This is a genomic window from Nocardia pseudobrasiliensis NBRC 108224 (genome assembly GCF_001613105.1).
Classification (GTDB): Bacteria; Actinomycetota; Actinomycetes; order Mycobacteriales; family Mycobacteriaceae; genus Nocardia; species Nocardia pseudobrasiliensis.
Window position 1 is genome coordinate 173,960 of the sequence record NZ_BDBS01000002.1, and the last position, 17,979, is coordinate 191,938.

18 protein-coding genes and 2 pseudogenes are annotated in these 17,979 nt (G+C 65.5%); 5 read left to right on the forward strand and 15 right to left on the reverse strand.

Translation table 11 applies throughout. The features are described 5' to 3' along the window. Window positions 1-241: 241 nt before the first annotated feature. Window positions 242-1,291: pseudogene (locus tag NP4_RS42305) on the forward strand (sulfatase); the annotation flags it as partial. 422 nt (window positions 1,292-1,713) lie between these two features. Then, window positions 1,714-2,211: pseudogene (locus NP4_RS39550) on the forward strand (formylglycine-generating enzyme family protein); the annotation flags it as partial. 29 nt (window positions 2,212-2,240) lie between these two features. Here the strand turns inward: NP4_RS39550 and NP4_RS02100 are convergent. Further along, window positions 2,241-2,546, reverse strand: a complete 306-nt coding sequence (locus tag NP4_RS02100) for an NIPSNAP family protein (RefSeq protein WP_067990921.1) — start codon at window positions 2,544-2,546, stop codon at window positions 2,241-2,243. Between the two features lie 668 nt (window positions 2,547-3,214). Here NP4_RS02100 and NP4_RS39555 point away from each other — a divergent pair. Further along, the gene (locus NP4_RS39555) at window positions 3,215-3,538 is read left to right on the forward strand and encodes an HIT family protein (RefSeq protein ID WP_211335719.1); all 324 of its coding nucleotides are present in this window, start codon (window positions 3,215-3,217) and stop codon (window positions 3,536-3,538) included. Window positions 3,539-3,777: 239 nt separating this feature from the next. After that, window positions 3,778-4,179, forward strand: coding sequence for a nuclear transport factor 2 family protein (locus NP4_RS02110; protein ID WP_067990926.1), 402 nt, complete (start codon window positions 3,778-3,780; stop codon window positions 4,177-4,179). Window positions 4,180-4,181: 2 nt separating this feature from the next. Here the strand turns inward: NP4_RS02110 and NP4_RS02115 are convergent, their stop codons facing one another. Genes NP4_RS02115 through NP4_RS02170 form a run of 12 tightly spaced genes read right to left on the reverse strand, consistent with a single transcriptional unit; the run spans window position 4,182 to window position 14,990 of the window. After that, window positions 4,182-5,267, reverse strand: coding sequence for a heparan-alpha-glucosaminide N-acetyltransferase domain-containing protein (locus NP4_RS02115; RefSeq protein ID WP_082875450.1), 1,086 nt, complete (start codon window positions 5,265-5,267; stop codon window positions 4,182-4,184). Window positions 5,268-5,288: 21 nt separating this feature from the next. Next, window positions 5,289-5,675 (reverse strand): VOC family protein, encoded by a 387-nt coding sequence (locus tag NP4_RS02120; protein ID WP_067990929.1) that lies wholly within the window; start codon window positions 5,673-5,675, stop codon window positions 5,289-5,291. 11 nt (window positions 5,676-5,686) lie between these two features. Further along, window positions 5,687-6,685, reverse strand: coding sequence for a 3-oxoacyl-ACP synthase III family protein (locus tag NP4_RS02125; protein ID WP_067990932.1), 999 nt, complete (start codon window positions 6,683-6,685; stop codon window positions 5,687-5,689). Between the two features lie 37 nt (window positions 6,686-6,722). Next, window positions 6,723-7,145, reverse strand: coding sequence for an HAD family hydrolase (locus NP4_RS02130; protein ID WP_067990937.1), 423 nt, complete (start codon window positions 7,143-7,145; stop codon window positions 6,723-6,725). Window positions 7,146-7,176: 31 nt separating this feature from the next. Continuing rightward, on the reverse strand, window positions 7,177-9,087 hold the full coding sequence (locus NP4_RS02135; RefSeq protein ID WP_067990940.1) for a chorismate-binding protein: 1,911 nt from the start codon (window positions 9,085-9,087) through the stop codon (window positions 7,177-7,179). Beyond that, window positions 9,084-9,734, reverse strand: coding sequence for an isochorismatase family protein (locus tag NP4_RS02140; protein WP_281277629.1), 651 nt, complete (start codon window positions 9,732-9,734; stop codon window positions 9,084-9,086). Before NP4_RS02140 ends, NP4_RS02135 begins: the two co-directional genes overlap by 4 nt. 1 nt (window position 9,735) lies before the next feature. Next, window positions 9,736-10,506 (reverse strand): 2,3-dihydro-2,3-dihydroxybenzoate dehydrogenase, encoded by a 771-nt coding sequence (locus tag NP4_RS02145; RefSeq protein WP_067990942.1) that lies wholly within the window; start codon window positions 10,504-10,506, stop codon window positions 9,736-9,738. An 11-nt stretch (window positions 10,507-10,517) separates the two neighbouring features. Then, on the reverse strand, window positions 10,518-11,711 hold the full coding sequence (locus tag NP4_RS02150) for a 3-deoxy-7-phosphoheptulonate synthase (protein WP_067990945.1): 1,194 nt from the start codon (window positions 11,709-11,711) through the stop codon (window positions 10,518-10,520). 8 nt (window positions 11,712-11,719) lie between these two features. Beyond that, complete coding sequence (locus NP4_RS02155; protein ID WP_067990947.1) at window positions 11,720-12,736, reverse strand: 3-oxoacyl-ACP synthase III family protein; 1,017 nt, start codon at window positions 12,734-12,736, stop codon at window positions 11,720-11,722. 13 nt (window positions 12,737-12,749) lie between these two features. Further along, window positions 12,750-13,559 (reverse strand): arylamine N-acetyltransferase family protein, encoded by an 810-nt coding sequence (locus NP4_RS02160; RefSeq protein WP_067990949.1) that lies wholly within the window; start codon window positions 13,557-13,559, stop codon window positions 12,750-12,752. Then, complete coding sequence (locus NP4_RS02165; protein WP_067990952.1) at window positions 13,559-14,566, reverse strand: amidohydrolase family protein; 1,008 nt, start codon at window positions 14,564-14,566, stop codon at window positions 13,559-13,561. Before NP4_RS02165 ends, NP4_RS02160 begins: the two co-directional genes overlap by 1 nt. A gap of 19 nt (window positions 14,567-14,585) precedes the next feature. Continuing rightward, a complete protein-coding gene (locus tag NP4_RS02170) occupies window positions 14,586-14,990 on the reverse strand; it encodes a YybH family protein (RefSeq protein WP_062507745.1) in 405 nt (134 codons plus the stop codon). 191 nt (window positions 14,991-15,181) lie between these two features. Between NP4_RS02170 and NP4_RS02175 the strand changes: the two genes are divergently transcribed. Then, window positions 15,182-15,862: an NAD(P)H-dependent oxidoreductase gene (locus NP4_RS02175; protein ID WP_114755448.1), complete on the forward strand. Its 681-nt coding sequence runs from the start codon at window positions 15,182-15,184 to the stop codon at window positions 15,860-15,862. A gap of 60 nt (window positions 15,863-15,922) precedes the next feature. Here the strand turns inward: NP4_RS02175 and NP4_RS02180 are convergent, their stop codons facing one another. Further along, window positions 15,923-16,648: a TetR/AcrR family transcriptional regulator gene (locus tag NP4_RS02180; protein ID WP_067991972.1), complete on the reverse strand. Its 726-nt coding sequence runs from the start codon at window positions 16,646-16,648 to the stop codon at window positions 15,923-15,925. Between the two features lie 82 nt (window positions 16,649-16,730). Then, window positions 16,731-17,963: a crotonyl-CoA carboxylase/reductase gene (gene ccrA, locus NP4_RS02185; RefSeq protein WP_067990957.1), complete on the reverse strand. Its 1,233-nt coding sequence runs from the start codon at window positions 17,961-17,963 to the stop codon at window positions 16,731-16,733. Between the last annotated feature and the right edge of the window lie 16 nt (window positions 17,964-17,979).

The following is a 17,979-nucleotide window of genomic DNA, read 5'->3' on the forward strand; positions in this document are numbered from 1 at the left end:
CTCGCTGGCGCGGGTGATCCCAACGGCGCCTTGGTATTACGGGCTTGTGACCAGCCCTCCTGCGCCACGGTGTGTGTCGCGTCGCGCCGTATTGACCAGGAGTGCGGCAATCTGATTGACTCTCAGTAAAGTCAAAAATTCGTAGTCGATACGGACGGGCGGCTGACGCAGCGGCCCTGGTGTGACTGATGCCGGGTTCGGCGTACCCGAGTAAGGCAGGCGGCTGATGCGTGCGGTCCTGATGTTGTTCGACAGTCTCAGTCGCCGGTTACTGCCGCCCTATGGCTCCGAGTGGGTACACGCACCGAACTTCACCCGGCTCGCCGCGCACACGGTGCGGTTCGACAACTGCTACGGCGGCTCGATGCCGTGCATGCCCGCCCGCCGCGAAATGCACACCGGCCGCCACAATTTCCTGCACCGCTCCTGGGGACCGTTGGAGCCGTTCGACGATTCCGTGCCGGAGATGCTGTCCGCGGCGGGGATATATCCGCACCTGGTCACCGACCACCCGCACTACTGGGAGGACGGCGGTGCGACCTACCACAGCCGATTCCGCACCTTCGAGTTCTTCCGCGGTCAGGAGGGCGACACGTGGAAGGGGCAGGTCGCCGATCCGCCGCAGCCGCAGAGTCCGCGTCGGGTTCGTCACCATCTGTGGCGGCAGGATCTGGTGAACCGGCGGTACCTGACGCGAGCCGAGGATCACCCACAGGTCCGGACGGTGAACGCCGGTCTCGAGTTCATTCGCACCAATCACGCCGACGACGCGTGGTTCGTGCAGATCGAGTGCTTCGACCCGCACGAACCGTACTTCTCCCACCGCGACTACGCGCGCCACTATCCCGACCTCGATGCCGACAGCGATGCCCCTGCGTGGCCCGATTACAAACGGGTGGAAGAGGATTCGGACACCGTGCGGCGCACGCGCGCCGAATACGCCGCGCTGCTCACCATGTGCGACGCGTCGCTGGGGCGGGTCCTGGACGTCTTCGATGAGCTGGGCCTGTGGGACGACACGCTGCTGATCGTCTGCACCGACCACGGTTTCCTACTCGGAGAGCACGGCTGGTGGGGCAAGAATGTGCAGCCCTGGTACGACGAGAACATCCATACGCCGCTGTTCGTCTGGGATCCGGTGGCTCGGACGAAGGCGGGCACCTGCCGGGATCTGGTGCAGACCATCGACTTCGGCCCCACTCTGCTGGATTTCTTCGGCCTCGAGCCCGCCGCGGATATGCGTGGCCGATCCCTGCTGCCGCTGCTGCGCGAGCCGACGCCGGGCCGACACCGCGCGGGCGCACTGTTCGGGGTCTTCGGCGGGCATGTCAATGTCACCGACGGGCGGTATGTGTATCTGCGGGCCCCGGCCGCGCCGGGCAATTCGCCGCTGTTCGAGCACACCCTGATGCCCACGCATATGGCCTCCCGTTTCACCCCGGCCGAATTGGCGAACGCGGAGTTGGTCGGCCCGCTCCCGTTCACCAAGAGCGTTCCGGTGCTGCGCGTATCCGGCTTCGCCGTGGGCGACCCGTTCGCCTTCGGCACCGGTCTGTTCGACCTGGAAAGCGATCCGCATCAGGAGAATCCGCTCGTCGACGACGAGCTCGAACTGCGAATGATCGACCTGCTCGTGGAGCTCATGCGTGCCAACGACGCACCGGACTCCCAATTCGTCCGCCTCGGCCTTCCGCTCGAGGGGAAGGCCGATTCTCCTGGCACGATGCCCTCGCCTACTGCGACTGGGCCGGCCGACGTCTGCCGACCGAAGCGCAGTGGGAATTCGCCGCGCGCGGCGGCCTTTCCGGAGCTCGCTATCCCTGGGGTGACGAGGCGCCGGGCGCCGACGGTCGGTGGCGGGCGAATATCTGGCAGGGCGATTTCCCGACCGTCAACACCCGGGAGGACGGATTACTGACCACCGCGCCGGTCCGCTCCTATCAGCCCAATGGATACGGACTGTGGCAGATGGCTGGCAATGTCTGGGAGTGGTGCTTCGATCGATTCTCTCCGAACACCTACAGCCACAACGCCAGAGCGGAGCATGTGCGCGATCCGCAGGGCGCGGCTGTGGGGGAGTCGCGGGTGCTGCGCGGCGGCTCGTATCTCTGTCACGATAGTTACTGCACTCGGTACCGCACTGCCGCTCGCTCATCGAACACACCGGATTCCACCATGGGGAATACTGGTTTCCGTACCGTCGCCGCATGATTGCCAGTGTCCAACTGGATCTCGCTCGGTTACGTCGGGTGATCCAATTGGGGTGCGGCGTGCATGAATACCTCGTCTCGAGTGGTGAACAGGGTGGGCAGCGTCTGTCGATGTGCCTGGGCGCGATGACAATCCGGGTCGGCGCGCACGTCGCGCTGGATGCGCTCGTAGGTATCGCGGTCGTCGTACTCCCACACCGCGACCACACGATCATCGTCGGTTTGCCATCGCCCGATGAGTCGGGCCCCGTGGCGCAGTTGGACAGGTAGCAGCCAGTCCCGGAAGAACTCGTGGAAGATCGTGAGGTTCTCGGGGACGGCATCGTAGATTCGCATTCGGTAGAGCACAGTGCATTCTCGCTTGGCACGCCCACCTCAGAATATGGTGGGCCGGTGTATGTTCCGTGCTCGGAGTTTCGGCGGACCCCCTTGGAGCGGGCTGATCAGGAGCTTGCGTGGTGTCGTGCCGATCAGTGGTTCTTCGCCGCTGGCGCTTGCCATATTCTGGCCTTCGCGTTTCTCGAGGTGTATCCGGCCGGGTTCGCGGTGATGGGGCTGTGGCCGGAGGGTGGGGCTGATCCCGGTCATGTGTATGTCTCCGATGGGGTTTGGGCTTTCGATCATGGTGGGTGGACTCTCGAGGCCGAGTTGGTCGAGGTCAGCCGGGCGGCCGAGCCGGGGGCGCGGTATCGATGTCAGCGAATAGATCTGGGTCTCGCGGAGTTGTGTGCTCGGTATTGGTATCGGACGCGGGTCGAGTTCGCTCATGATCCCTGGCGGCGTGCGCTCGCGTATGTGGGACGGTTCGAGGATCCGCGTGGGTGTAATTGACCCTGGTCGTGCTGGGCTCGGCGGGTGGTGAACTTTCTGGGTACTGTCGCGGGGTGGGGAACGAGTGCTTGATCTGTGCGAAGCATCGTGGTGTCGGTCGTTTGGTGGGGCCGGTGATCTACTCGGATCGACTCGTTGTTGTGACACATCGTCCGCTGTCGGAGGGAGCGGCGATGCCTGGCTATCTGTTCGTCGAGACGGTGCGGCACGCAGCGGCTTTGGCCGATTTGGGTGATGCCGAGGCGGCCGCTGTGGGGTGGGCGGTTCGGCGGGCCGCGTGTGCGTTGCGGGGGGAGCTTGCGCCCGAGTTCGTGTTCTCCGCGGTTACGGGTCGTAGCGTGGCGCATTTTCATCAGCATGTGTTTGTTCGTCCGCGGGGCACGCCGGATGAGGTGTACTGGTTCGACTCCTGGAGTGATGGTCCTCGTATCGACGGACCTGGCTTGAATACGTTATGCGAACGTCTCGCAACATATTTCGATCACGTGGTTCGGTGAAGTGTGCCGTTTGGGCAGCCGGTACGAAACCTCGCGCGGACGTGCGCGCTTATGTCCGGATGACGCCGGGATTGCGCTCGGGTTCCTAATCTCGACGGTGGCTCGGCCGGGTGGCCGGGGTGCGGGTTGACAACCCGTGGTCGTATGGATCGGAGAGATTCGATGGGCATTGCTGTCGTGGGGATTGCCGGGGTGGTCGCGTTGGCGGTTCCGGGGATGGGGCGAGGGTAGGTCGCGATATGAGTGTGGCGCGTTCGGTCAGCCGGGCATTGCATGCCGCGGTCGAGGCGGGGGACAAGGATGCCTGGTTGGAGATGTTCGCGGCCGATGCCGTTGTCGAAGATCCGGTCGGGCCTTCGGATTTCGATCCGAAAGGTCGGGGACACCGTGGGCTCGAGGAGATTTCGGCGTTCTGGGACAAGGCCATCGCGCACAACGATTCGATCGAGTTTCTGATCGCGGACTCCTTCGCCTGCGGGAACGAGGTCGCCTTCACCGGCACGGTTCGCAGCAGCAGCGGCGGGCAGACGCTCGATGCCGAGGGCGTATTCACCTATCGGGTGAACGAGGCGGGCAAAATCATTGCCCTGCGGGCGTTCTGGGAGTTCGAGCGCACCGTGCGGACCATCCGGCCCGCCTGAGCTCACGCTCGGGTCGATCGGCCGCTCACCCAGGTGACCAGCCGTTCGATCGGTCCGCGGCCGAAGGTGGCCACCCACACCGTGGCGGCGGCGATCACGGCGATCGTGAACGCCGCCAGCAGGCCGTTGCCGGTAGGGGCCGTCGAGGCGTCACCGAGCAGGCGGATCGCGACGATATGCGCCGCGTAGACGGTCAAGGGAATCGAACCCACGGCGGCGATCGGATACAGCGCGGGACGCAGGCGGTCGGCCGACAGCAGCAGCACGGCCAGCACGGTCATCGCGAAGCCGAGCGAGCCGACGATCTCGAAGGTGGAGCCGTAATGTGGTTCGGCACTGAGCAATCGCCCCCAACTCGACTCGGTGTCGATATCGGTGAAGCGGCCGATCGCCCAGGCCGATCCGTATCCGGCGAGCATCATCACCGGACCGGCGACGAGCATGCGGACCCGAACCGCGTGCTCGCCCAGATCGCTGCGCCCCAGCGCGAGTCCGGTGAGCGCGAACGTGATCCACACCAGCGCCGGATAATCGCCGGTGACGGCCAGATCGGTGATCTGGGCCCCGGCGCAGGACGCGACCTCCGGATCGCACGAGGCGGGCAGCAGATCAGCCAGCCACACCGCCACCGGCGGCGCGATCACCGCCCAGCCCGCGGCGAGCATGAGCAGCCGGCGCGGACTCCACGACAGGAACGGCAGAGCGCACACGAACAGCAGCGCGTAGGTCTGCAGGATTACCGACACCCCGCTGTCGAGGGCGGTGAGTACGCCCCCGAGCGCGAACAACAGCAGCGCCCGGATCACGATGCGCAACCGCGCCGCGACCAGCTCCGCACCGACCGGCGGCCGTACCCGCCCACTCAGCAGGGCCAGCGACACACCGGCCAGCAGGGCGAACAGGATCGACGATCGCCCGTTCGCGAGCGCGAGCCAGCTTCCGGTATCGCCCCAGCGCAGCTCCCTGGTGAGGCCCACATGCGCGACGATCATCCCCAGTACGGCGACTCCGCGCGCGGTGTCGATCCCCAGGATCCGCGCGGATTTCGGTGTCGACGTCGCCGGGCCGGACAGGACGGTCGTGGTCATGCGCCCATCGTGCGGCAATGATCATGAGGAGATCGTGAAGGCCATGAGTTCGAGCAGATGACCGTTCGGGTCCAGGACGAAGAACCCTCGATGGTCGCCGTGCCGGTAGGTATTGCCCTCCTCGGTTCGACGGGCGTCGGCCCAGTATCGAATCCGCCGCTGTTCGATCAGTTTCAGGGCCGTCCGGAAATCGTCATCCGAGACCGTGATCGCATAGCGCTGCTGTTGAATCCCCGGATCGCGAGACGACGATCCGATATCGGCGAACCGCACGGTGACCTCATTGTCGAAGGCGAGTGCGATATCCCATCCGACTCGACCGGCCAACCGCCCGCCGAGGATATCCGCCCAGAATTCGGCGGTCTCGAATCCGTCGGCGGTCCAGACCACGGTGTGATCGAACCTCATCGCACGGCCCCTCAGGCCCGATCCGCGGTCCAGCGCATCAGGCAGTGACCCATGGACATGCCGCCGCCGAATGCGGTGAGCAGCAACAGATCCCCGGTGCGCAGGAATCCGGACCGATTCGCGTCGTCCAAAGTGACCGGCACCGAGGCGCTGCCGACATTGCCGTAACGATCCAGCGTGCGATGCGTCCGCGCGTGGTCGAGACCCGCCAGCTCGATGAGCTGGCCGAGCAGCACCCCGTTGGGCTGATGCGGCACCACGTGGACCAGGTCGGCGGGGCTGACACCCGCCTCGGCGAAAAGCTTCTCCAGTGCGGGCGGCACATTATCCATGACGAAGTCGCGGACGGCGCGGCCGTCCATTCTGAAGTAATGGCCGCCGCTGTCGACGGTTTCGTGCGAGGCGGGCAGCCTGCTGCCACCGGCCTCCACTCGGATCAGCTGGCGCTGGTCGCCGCGCGAGGCCAAATGCGTTGCGAGGATGCCGTATCCGGAAGGCACCCGTCCGACCACCGCCGCACCCGCTCCGTCGCCGAGCAGCACCGCCGTTCTACGATCGTCGAAATCCAGTGAGCGCGAATACACATCGGCCGCGATCACCAGTGCGCGCGCCGACGGTCTGGCGGAAACCAGGCTGCGTGCGAGCTCGAGGGCGTAGACGAAGCCGCTGCAGACCACATTGATATCGAAACAGGCCGCGTTCCACGCGCCGAGCTGCGCCTGAACCAGACACGCCACGGGCGGTTGCGGCGAGTCGGGCGTGGATGTCGCGACGATGAGATAGTCGATACTCGCCGCGTCCAGGCCACCGCGGTCGATGGCATCGGCGCCTGCCTTCGCCGCGAGATCGGAGGTGGCCTCCTCCGGGGCCGCGAAGCGTCGCTCCGCGATGAGCGTCTTGCGCAGGATCCAGTCCGCTTCGACGCCGACGCGTTCCGCGATCGCGGCGCTCGACATCACCTTGGTGGGGAGATAGGAACCGGTCGCGAGTATTCCGATTTCGGTCTGCATGGGTGGTATCCCTCTTTCGGGTGAAATCCTGGCGCGGTCAGAGGATTGCCTGTATGCCGGTGGCGCACTTCAGCTCCCGGCAGGTTCGAGAATTGTCGTGGAACTGGATCGACCGCCAGCCGGACGCATTCGCCGCGGCGCAGGTCTCGGCGTCGCGATCGACCAGAATGGAGATGTTCGCGGGAATTCCAGCCTCCCGCTCGGCGATTCGGAACAGGTCGCGGTGAGATGTCCCCGCATCGGCGGTGCGGGAATCGACCACCGCATCGACCCCGCCCAGTTCGGCCATCACCTGTTTGCGGGACTGTCCCCAGCCGCACGGCTCGTTCGCCAGCACCCCGATGCCGAAACCGGCGAAATCACGCAGGTAGCGAAGCGTATTGACCATGACGTGATTCGTCTCGGCGGATGGGTACAGCAGCACCCCGTCGAGATCGAACCAGAGGAACGGCGCGTACATGACAAACCTCTATTCGTTGAGAATTGTGTAATCACCTGGGGTGCAGCGGAACTCGCTCATCGGTGGCGACCAGATCGGTGATCCGATCGGCGATGATGCGCATACCGTCCTTGGACAGAATGGATTCCGCGTGAAACTGCATCGAGGCGAAATGCGGCCCGCGCAGCGCGTAGACCTCACCGGTGTCCGGATCGCGACTGATCTCGACCGGGCCGATGCCCGCGCACGCCATGTCGTCGCTGTCGCTGCGCACGATGTAGGTGTTGTAGAACGCCACCCGCTCCCAGCTGCCGAACAGTGAAATGCGGCGCTGCACACCCTGATTCGGCGTCGCACGCCGCACGAGGTCGAATCCGAGGCGGCCGCCGAGCACCTGGTGGCTGAGACATACCGCGAGGAACGGATGCCGCGCGGCGAGCAGGGCGTCGATCGTCCGGCTCAGGTGCGCGATCTTCCGATCGCCGGTGCGCCGCGGATCGCCGGGACCGGGACCCATGACGACGAGGTCGTAGCGCTCGAAATCCGCCGCCTGATCGAAGCGGCATATCGTCACCGCCAGTCCCAGGGCGCGCAGCTGGTGACCGAGCATCGCGGTGAAGGTGTCCTCGGCGTCCACCACCAGTACGCTGCGCGGGGCGGGCACGACCTCGGGCCGGTTCGCGCCGCCGTCGAGCCAGAACTCCGCGATGGCGGTATTGCGCCGGGCCAGCGCCGCGCGCACCTCCGGATGTTCGCCGAAACTCACCCGCTCGACCGCGCCGAGGGCCGTCAGCAAACCCGTTGCCTTCGCGCGGGTTTCGGCGCTCTCCGAGGCCGGATCGGAGTCCTGGACTATCGTGGCGCCGACGTCGATGCGCAGTCTGCCGTCGCGGGCGATATCGGCGGTGCGGATGAGGATCGCGGAATCCATTGTCCGGCCGTCATTTCCGTCCCGCCCCAGCAGTGCGGCGATGCCGCTGTAATAGCCGCGGCCGCTCGATTCGTACCGGCTGATGACGTGGCAGGCGTTCTCCAGCGGGCTGCCGGTCACCGTCGGGGCGAACATCGTCTCGCGCAGGATGTCGCGCGGGTCGCTGTCGGTGTGGCCCTCGATGAAATATTCGGTGTGCGCGAGGTCGGCCATCTCCTTCAGATAGGGTCCGACGACCCGGCCGCCGGAGACGCAGAACCGCGACATCATCTTCAGTTCCTCGTCGACGACCATGTAGAGCTCGCTGGCCTCCTTCTGGTCGGACAGGAACTCCAGGACCTCGCGCAATACGGGCCCCGACGGCGGATACCGATAGGTGCCGCTGATCGGATTCATCACGGCCGTACCGTCTTTCAGGCTCACATGCCGTTCGGGCGTCGCGCCCACGAAGGTGTGATCGCCGGTGTGCACGATGAAGGTCCAGTACGCACCCGATGCTCGGGTGAGCAGGCGGCGGAAGAATGACAGCGCCATCGACAACTCGTAGCCGGAGATATCGGCCAGATACGATCGGCGCAGGACGAAGTTCGCGCCCGCTCCGGCGCCGATCTCCTCCGCGATGATCCGCGCCGCGAGCTGCGCATAGGCCGCGTCGTCCAGGTCGAAACCGCTGTTGCGCAAAGAGATCCGCGTATCGGGCAGGAGGTGCGGCAGAGCCGCCAGGTCCAGCTCGGCGCGGTCGGTGATGTGCAGGACCTGCAGTGGGCTGCCGTCGTCGATACAGTCGAAGCCACGCTCGGCCACCTGGCGAAACGGGACGACGACCAGTGCGTCGTCGATCGGATGGGCCGTGGAATCGGTTGGCGGCAGCACGATCTCGCTCAGCAGCGCGGGCGTCGACACCGTGCCGACGAACAGCTGTACGGCCGTGGCGGGCCCGGTCACCGGCCGGTGCACGATCGCGAACGGCGGCGGCTCGGGGACGAGTATCCGATTCAGCACGGCGCGGGCGTGCTCGTCGATGCCGCTCATGCGAACACATCCGCGGTGAGGCCGACCACCGCGCAGCGCTGCGCGGCGAATGCGATGGCCATTCGGTGGTATTCCGCCGAGAAGTCCGCGATCGCGTCGGCGATCAGGAACGGCTGAATGTCATGGCTGAACGCGTCGACGGCACTCGTCAACACACCGATATGGGCATAGACGCCGCAGAGAATGAGCTGATCCCGGCCCGCGGCACGCATTCGGGTGAGCAGATCGGATCGGAAGAACGCGCTGTAGCGCCATTTCGTGAGCATCCAATCGGCGGACGAGGGCGTCAACTCGTCGACGACCGCGCGTTCGATGGGATCCACGCGCATACCCGGACCCCAGAAATCCTTCAGCAGTCCGCGTTGGGTATCGGACATGCCGCCCGGCTGAGTCGTATAGGCGACCGGAATGCCCAGTCGATCGCTGCGGGTGCGCAATGCCACGGCGTTCGCGACCAGGCATCGGCGCACCGAATCGGGAAAGGGGCGCAGGAAATAGCGCTGCATGTCGTGGATCAGCAGAACCGCTCGATCCGGTTCGACGGACCAATCGGCGACATTGGGTGGTAGATCGGCCGCCGTCGGCATCGGATATTCTCCGATCGGCGGGATCGCCGCCACCGGCCGCCCTTCGGTGTCCGCACGCATATCAGACCCCCAGCGTGGCGCCACCGTCGACGGTGACAGTGTGCATCGTGATGTGCGCGGCCTGATCGGAGAGCAGAAACAGCACCGCGTCGGCGATATCCTCGGGCTCGGCCAGTTTCCGCAGCGGAATCCCGACGCGGTATTCGGCCGAACTGCCGTCGAGGGTGCGCTCGGGCCCGGTCTCGTCATGCCACATCGAGGCGAGCATCGGCGTATTCGTCGAGCCCGGCGCGACCAGATTGCATCGAATTCCATAGCGCGCCACCTCGAGTCCGAGACATTTGGTGAACATCGCCGCGGCCGCCTTGGAGGCCGAGTACGCCGCCATTCCCGTCCGAGCCGTGCCCGCCGCGTTGGAGACGATTGTGACCATGCTGCCCGAGGAACGCGGAATCATCCGGTCGACAACATATCTCGACATGTGGAAGACCCCGGTCGTGTTGACCCCGAGCACAGTTTCCCAATCCTGTTCCGACAGCTCCCACGCCGCGCCGAGGCGAAGCACTCCGGCGGCGTTGACGAGATAGTCCACCGGGCCCAGCCGGCGTTCGATGGCGTCCACCACGCATTCGACGGATTCGGAATCGGTGACATCGGCCAGAAAAGCGTGGACCCGCAAGCCTTTTCCGGTCAGCAGGTCGACCTCTTCGCGCAGCCGCTCCTCGTCGCGGTCCACGGCCGCGACCGTGGCGCCCTGCTCCCCGAGCGCCCGGACGATCGCGCTGCCGATACCACCGGCCGCGCCGGTGACCAGTGCGGTTTTGTTCTCCATGATTTCTCCATCTATCCGCGCCACTGCGAGACGACGGCAACGGCCTGATCCGGATTGAGCCGCGGATCGCACAGGCTGGTGCGTTTACCGCCCGCTCGGTCCAGGAACTGCTCGTTGGTGACGCATTCGGTCACGCCCTCGGGCGTGGTTTCCAAGTGCAGCCCGCCCGCTATGCCGCCCGCGCCGCGCACGGCCTGCTGGAACAGGCGCGTCTCCCGCACGATCGCGTCGAGATAGCGGGTTTTGCCGAGGCCGGGCACGGAGACGGTGTTGCCGTGCATCGGATCGCACAGCCAGATCACCGGGTGGCCCGCCGACCGGAGTGCGGAGACCAGACGCGGGAGCCGGTCCGCGACCAGATCGGCGCCCATACGGGCCACCAGGGTCAGGCGGCCGGGTTCGCGTTCGGGATCCAGACGCTCGCACAGCGCGAGCAGTTCATCGGCGTCGATATTCGGACCGACCTTGCAGGCCACCGGATTCGCGACCTCGGCGAGCATGGCGACGTGCGCACCGTCCACATCGCGCGTCCGCTCGCCGATCCACGGCCAGTGGGTGGATCCGAGCAGCAGCTGTCCGGACGCGTCCTCGCGCAGGAACGGGATCTCGTAATCGAGCAGCAGCGCTTCGTGACTGGTCCACACGGGCGCGTCGGTCCAGGACCGGCGGTGCCGACCCCGCCAGGAGAGGTGGTGCATGATCTCGGCGGCGGCCTCGTAACAGCTGACCATTCGGAACGCGTCCGGCCGCCGATGTTCCAGGGTCGGCTCGGGCGCGTTGACCGAATGACCGCGATAGACCGGCAGATCCAGCCCGCCCACCCGCTCGTAGTCGTTGGAGCGAGGTTTCGCGAATTGGCCCGCGATGCGTCCCACGCGCAGCACCGGCTTGCGGGTATTCATCCGTATCGTTCCCGCGAGCACTTCCAGCAGGCCGACCTTGCGCGCGATATCGGCGGCCGTCCGCTCGGCGGGATCCTCGGCGCAATCGCCGGCCTGGATGACGTAGGCGCTGCCCACGGCGACCGAGGCCAGCAGGTTGCGCAGGTTGTAGACGTCCACGGCGTTGACCAGGGCCGGACGAGCGGCCAATTCCGCTCGGACGTGCTGGATTTGCGAGACGTCGCCCCAATCCGGTTGCTGCAGAGCGAGTTCCGGTCGGATATCGGCCGCCGACATCGTGCCGGGCCTCAGAATATTCTTCATCGGTCGGCTCAGCTACTTCCCACTCGGAGGTCGTCGGCGAGTTCGAAGCACACGGACCCCCACATGTACCCGGCGCCGATGGCGCCCATCAGAATCACGTCACGCCGCTTGGCCCGGCCTGCCTGGGCCAATTGGTGCAGGGCGGTCAGCGAGGCCACCGCGGCGGTATTGCCCAGCGTGTCCGCGGTGATCGGCACCAGTTCGGGATCCGCGCCCAGGGTGCGGGTCATGGACTCCAGCATTCGAACATTGGCCTGGTGCAGGGCGAATCCGCTGACGTCCTCGACCTTCACCCCGGCGGCCGACAGCGCGCGCAGCAGTGAATCCGGCAGCAGGGTGACCGCGGCCTGCCAGACATCGCGCCCGTCGAGATGTAGATACGGGCCGCGCGGCAGCTCCGTCGAGTCCGAATCGCCGCGCAGATGCCAGGGTGTCGGCAGGCGTGCGCCGCCCGACGGCTGATTCCCGAGGTCGTAGCCGAGCACCCCGCCGGACTCGCAGCGGCGGACGACCATCGCGGCCGCGGCATCGCCGAACAGGATGCGAATCCGGCGATCATCCGGGTCGGTAATGCTCGAATACCGGTCGGCCACCACGATCAACGCGTTCTCGAGACCCGGCTCCTGTAGCAGGCATCCGGCGGTGTAGAGGGCGTAGATCGCTCCGGCGCAGGCGGTTTGGGTCAGATCCACGATTCGGGTGGTCGCGATGCCCGCCTGACCGGCGACCGTGACGCCGAACGATGGGAAGAACCAATCCGGCGTCGAGGTCACCGAGATCACCACATCGATATCGCCGGGGGTCAGGCCCGCCAGTGCGATCGCCTTGTCGACGGCCTCGGCGGAGAATTCCGCCAGGCCGACCTCGGGGTCCATGAACCGGCGTTCCCGGATGCCCACCCGTTCTTCGATCCACTCGGGCGTACTGTCCAGCCGCTCACACAATTCGGCATTGGTGACGCGCCGCTTCGGTGTCTTCACGTAGAGGCTCAGCGGTGTCACCGGAGCCAGTGTCCATTTCGGCATGATCGCGCTCCCGTCAATCCATTTCGAACGACATCCGCAGCGGATGCTGTTCGTAGGGGCCCTTCTCCGGCAACTCGTCGATCTTGACGCCGAACCATTTGTCCAGCGCCGCAATGACTTCCGCATCGTCGGCGAGTTTCGTAACTTCGGTGCCCTCGGGTGTGGTCAGGGTGAGTGTGTCGTTCTTCAATGTCGTCCAACCGTTTTCCGACGGCATCGAGCACAGCAGATGGTGCCGGGGCGAGGCGTCGGGTGAGGTCCGGTACCACCACAGGGTGTAGACGAAATCCGACAGTTCGACCGGGGCGTCGTAGAACCGGTACAGCAGCTTCCCGTCCCGGATCACCTCGGTCGCGTCGGGTTCGACTCGGCGCGTGGAGAATTCGCCGTGCGGGTCGAGCTGCGGTTCGGTCGAACCCAGTCGCAGCGGATAGCGGCTCATCTTGCCGAAGCCCACGTCGACCAGCCAGGAGACGCCGTCCAGTCGCACCTTCAGTACCAGATGGTTGAACGGCGGGGTGAATCCATCGATGATCCAGACGCGGCCCTGATGTACGGTGACCTCGAATCCCAAGGACTGCAACAGGAAATACAGCGCCGGATTGACCTCGCAGCAGCCGCCGCCGCGACGCCGGTCGACGACTTTCTCGAGAATCCGCTCGTCGAGCGGGATCTCGTCGCCGAAGCGGAGCGCGAGGGTTTCCCACGGCACCGAGAGCACGTGGCGTTCCTGCAGATGTCGCAGTGCGTCGAGGTCGGGGCGGTGCGGACGGTCCGCCGAGATGCGTTCCAGGTACTGGGTAATTCGCTTGTCGTCCAGCATTACTCACTCTGCTTCTCTGAGGTCTTGAATCTCGGAAAGAGATCTTCGGCGTTCAGGTGGTCGATACGAATCCGCTCGTCCGCCGTGAAGTTCCCGTGGTCGAGGAAGGAACGCGCGTCGTCGGCGCTGAAGGTGTCCGGCATGAGCGGGAAATCGGTGCCCACCAGTAGCCGGCCGGTATCGGCGAACGACCGCAGCCCGGCCAGGCTGTGCGGATCGCCGCTCATCGCCACATCGAGGTAGAGCCGCCGCAGATCGCCGATAGGATCGGCCGGTAAGCGGTCCGCGAGACAGCGACTGATCTGCGGTCCGTAGGTGAGCCGGCCGGCGTAGTGGGATATGCCGCCGCCGCCGTGGGACAGGATCATGCGCAGGTTCGGAAAGCGTTCCAGGGTCTGGTTGTAGAGCAGCTGCGCGGCCAGTCGCACTGTGTCGAAAGGGAATTCGTACAGCGAGCCGGGCAGTCCGAAGTCGGGCTGTCCGCTCGACGGCGGCAGTGCCGGATGGACGAACAGTGGGACGGACCGCCGTTGCGCCTCGGCGAGAAACGGATCGAGGGCGCGGTCGCCCACATAGACCCCGCTGTAATTGGTGATCAGCCCGACGCCGTCGAGGCCGAGTACGTCGAGGCAGTACTCCAGTTCCGCCAGCACCGCGTCCAGATGTGGAAACGGCAGCACCGCGAAGGCGCCGAAGCGCTCCGGACGCTCCGCGACGAAGTCGGCGAGGAATTGGTTCGACTCCCGGGCGAACCGCGCGGCGGCATCGCGATCGAGGGCCGGAACGCCCGGCCACAGGCTGACCACCGCGGCGCGGATGCCGTGCCGGTCCATCATCGCCAGGCTGGCCTCGGCGCTCCATACCGGTCGATCCACATGCGGGAGCACGATCTCGCGCACACCGACATCGCGAAGCCGCTCGAAATAGGACTGCGGCAGGATGTGGTGATGCACGTCGATCGCGTTCCGCCAGGGACCGCCCGTGTGCTGCGTGGTCTCCGCGTTCATGTGACCGGACCGATCCGGATCAGGCGCGGCTGGCGCCGGGCGGATTGCTGACGACGATGCGCCATATGCCGTCCTGGCCGCGGCGGGCGATATCGGTCGCGGTGCCCTCGATCCGAGTCGGCTCGCCGTCCGGTCCGATGCCCTCGTGCACATAATCGTTGATCAGTAGCGCGATATCGCCGACCTCGTAGACGTGCCGAATCGTGGAGGTGACCGGCAGTGGATTCTCGAGGGCCTTCGCGGTGGCGCGTCGCCGTTCTTCTCCGGTCAGGAAATTACCCGGCGAAACCACATGGATCGCGGCCGGATCCAGGAGTTTCTCCATCAGCTCGATATTGCCGGAGTTGAATGCGAATTCGAACACCTTCGACAGCTGTCCGGGCTCGGTGGGAAGCTCGATGTTCGTGGTGGTTGAATCGGTCATGAGATCAGTCCAGCGCAGCGTCCCGGGCACCGTCAACGCGCTTCGGAACGATAAGTCAGGTCGCCGGAAGCGCATTGGGGTGAAGACCTGACAAATCTTGTAGCGGGTGTGGCCGAGTAGTCGAAATCCTCGATACGGTGGTCTGAGGTATTCGCGTCCGACGGACCGACAGCACAACAAGGAGAATATTCGTGATCAGGCTTTCGATCATTTATCACTCGCAGAGCGGAAATGTGCATCGCCTCGCCGCGGCGGCCGCCGCGACGGCCGAGGGGCTGGGTGCGCAGACGCGCCTGCGCAAGGTGCCCAAGCTGGCCGATCCCCGTCTGCTGGACGTGCAGGCCTACGCCGACCTGAACGAGGCCACGGCGGATATTCCCGATGCCACCCACGACGATCTGGTGTGGGCCGACGCGATCATGATCGGCACTCCGGTCGTCTTCGGACTGCCCGCGCCGGAGCTCATTCATTTCATCAATCATTCCGGGATGGTTTCCATTCCGGGCAAGCTGATGAACAAGGCGGTATCGGTTTTCACCTCCGGCGCCGGTCTGCATGCCGGTCAGGAGACGACGATTCTCGCCGTGCACAATGCGGTCTGTCATTGGGGTTCGCTGATCATCCCGAACGGCAGTAGCGTCGATATTCTGACCACCGAGCAGAACGGCGGCCTGCCCTATGGCACTTGTAATTCCTCGTGGCATAAGCCGAATAATGTGAGCGATGACAATCTGGCCGCGATCAACTACCAGACCACACGCATGATCGAGGTTGCCACGGCCTATCAGATCGGCCTGGAGCAGACCACCTCGTCCATCCAGTTCACCGATATCGAAAAGCTCGGCAAGAAGTATAATTTCGAGCTTGCCTGATCCTTCGATCGGGCACGTGAATGGCCCCGCTCAATGGCGAGCGGGGCCATTCACATGTTTTCAGTGCCGGTTCGCGACCTGGCTTTCGATCCCGTCCAGAAGCACATTCAAACTCAGTACGAATCCGTCGTTCCAGTCGCGATCAGCCAGGAACCGATGATCGATGAGCGTGGGATACCTCTGCGGATCCGCCAGGATTCGCTCGCGGCCCGCCCGGGCGTCGGCGGCCGAGAGCAGCATGCTCGATTCGCTGGTCGCCGATCCCTGCACATGGCTCAGCAGCATCCAGCTCACCGCCGCGATCTGCACCTCGGCGAAGCCGGTGCGTGCGAGGGTCGCGTAGAGGAACTCCATCCAGCGCAGGAAGTTCGGCCCGATCGGCGGCGACTGCCGTGACGGCATCACCGCGGTCCACGGATGTCGCAGCAGCGCCGCGCGATGGTCGGTGAGCAGGGCGACGATATCGTCACGCCAGCGCTCGGACGGCGGATCCGGAATCGCGATCTCCGCGAAGACCGCATCGATGGCCAGATCGATGACATCGTCCTTGGTGTCGACATGCCAGTACAGCGTGGTCGAGCCGACTCCCAGCCGCTCGGCGAGGCGGCGCATGGTCAGCCCTTCCATACCCCCCTGATCCAGCAGGGCAACGGCCGCCTCGGTGATTCTGACCCGGCTCAGCGGCGGGCCCTCGCGCACCACGGGCGCGGGGCGCAGCCACACCGAGCGCGAGCCGACCCGCTGCTGCGCTCGGCCACCGGCTTGCCGCTGCGTCGCGTCACTCATGACGGCGAGTGTAGTCCAGCGATCCATCTCCGGATCGCTGTTCCGGAGTTGGAACGGTGTCATCGTGCATGGGCGCGACCGGTCACGAGGTGCTCGAGGTGGCGTTCACCAGCAGGGCCATATTGCCCGGGGGATGGTTGTTGTCGCGCATCATCTGATGGACCGAGCCGATCTCGTCGAAGTCGCCGACATAGGACAGACACGGCGAGATGGCGCCGTTGGCGATCAGCTCGACGATTTGCCGGCACTGCTGGAAGTTGGCGAAATGCGAACCCTGCAAACGCTTTTGGCGCATCCACAGATATCGCAGATCCACATCGCCGTGATAGCCGGAGGTGCCGCCGCAGATCACCACCATGCCCGCGGTATCGCACAGGTACATGGAGGTGGGGATGCTGTGCTGGCCGACGTGTTCGAGAACGATTCGGGGCGACCGACGTTCGCCGAGGGCCTCCCAGAACGCCTTGCCGAAGCGGCGTGCCTCGCGCAGCCACTCCGCACTGGCCTCCGCGTCGGAGATATCGGGAATCCGGCCCCAGTGGGAGTAGCCGCGCCGATCGATGACGCCGTGCGCACCCAGCTTCTTGCAGTAGTCCTCGCGTTCCGGCGAGGACACCACCGCCACCGGATATCCGCCGAAGGTCCGCACGATCTGGATCGCCATGGATCCCAGACCGCCCGCACCGCCCCAGATCAATACCGGATCACCGGGCCGCACGACATTCGGATGCCATCCCGTCAACTGGCGATAGGCCGTGGCGCCGGTGAGCATGAAGGCCGCGGCCTCCGCCCACGACAGGCGCTGCGGCTTCGGATGGCACTGGTACTCCTCCACAACGGTGAACTGGGCGAAGGAGCCGAAGTTCTCCTCATACCCCCATACCGACTGGGTCGCCGAGGTCATCGGATCCGCACCCGCCCGGATATCGGCCGCCGATTCGTTCCACTGACAGCTCGACAGCACGACGTGATCGCCGACCCGTACCTGTTCGACGCCGTCGCCGACCGCCCAGACGATCCCGGAACCCTCGGATCCGCCGATGTGATACTCCTCCTGCGCACCCGCGCGCATACGCGCCGCGATGACGTCGAAGGGCTGACCCATCGCCGCCCACACGTTGTTGTAGTTCACCCCGGCGGCCATGACGTAGACGAGCACCTGCCCCCGGCCGACCCGGGGCACATCCACCACCTCGGTTCGGAATGCCTCCCCCGGCGAGCCGTAACGCTCCGGCCGGATCAGCGAGGCGTACATATGCTCCGGAACATGTCCGGTCGGCGGTGTTTCACCCAGTTCGTACAGCGATTTCTTCACGATTACTCCTATGGAT

Coding starts and splice junctions, on each gene's coding strand:
- NP4_RS02155 (WP_067990947.1), bottom strand. CDS start 12,736: ATGCCGAAATGGACACTGGCTCCGGTGACACCGCTGAGCCTCTACGTG.
- NP4_RS02130 (WP_067990937.1), bottom strand. CDS start 7,145: ATGTACGCGCCGTTCCTCTGGTTCGATCTCGACGGGGTGCTGCTGTAC.
- NP4_RS02160 (WP_067990949.1), bottom strand. CDS start 13,559: ATGCTGGACGACAAGCGAATTACCCAGTACCTGGAACGCATCTCGGCG.
- NP4_RS02100 (WP_067990921.1), bottom strand. CDS start 2,546: ATGCGAATCTACGATGCCGTCCCCGAGAACCTCACGATCTTCCACGAG.
- NP4_RS39555 (WP_211335719.1), top strand. CDS start 3,215: ATGCCTGGCTATCTGTTCGTCGAGACGGTGCGGCACGCAGCGGCTTTG.
- NP4_RS02135 (WP_067990940.1), bottom strand. CDS start 9,087: ATGAGCGGCATCGACGAGCACGCCCGCGCCGTGCTGAATCGGATACTC.
- NP4_RS02145 (WP_067990942.1), bottom strand. CDS start 10,506: ATGGAGAACAAAACCGCACTGGTCACCGGCGCGGCCGGTGGTATCGGC.
- NP4_RS02140 (WP_281277629.1), bottom strand. CDS start 9,734: ATGCGTGCGGACACCGAAGGGCGGCCGGTGGCGGCGATCCCGCCGATC.
- NP4_RS02110 (WP_067990926.1), top strand. CDS start 3,778: ATGAGTGTGGCGCGTTCGGTCAGCCGGGCATTGCATGCCGCGGTCGAG.
- NP4_RS02150 (WP_067990945.1), bottom strand. CDS start 11,711: ATGAAGAATATTCTGAGGCCCGGCACGATGTCGGCGGCCGATATCCGA.
- NP4_RS02170 (WP_062507745.1), bottom strand. CDS start 14,990: ATGACCGATTCAACCACCACGAACATCGAGCTTCCCACCGAGCCCGGA.
- NP4_RS02115 (WP_082875450.1), bottom strand. CDS start 5,267: ATGACCACGACCGTCCTGTCCGGCCCGGCGACGTCGACACCGAAATCC.
- NP4_RS02165 (WP_067990952.1), bottom strand. CDS start 14,566: ATGAACGCGGAGACCACGCAGCACACGGGCGGTCCCTGGCGGAACGCG.
- NP4_RS02120 (WP_067990929.1), bottom strand. CDS start 5,675: ATGAGGTTCGATCACACCGTGGTCTGGACCGCCGACGGATTCGAGACC.
- NP4_RS02125 (WP_067990932.1), bottom strand. CDS start 6,685: ATGCAGACCGAAATCGGAATACTCGCGACCGGTTCCTATCTCCCCACC.
- NP4_RS02180 (WP_067991972.1), bottom strand. CDS start 16,648: ATGAGTGACGCGACGCAGCGGCAAGCCGGTGGCCGAGCGCAGCAGCGG.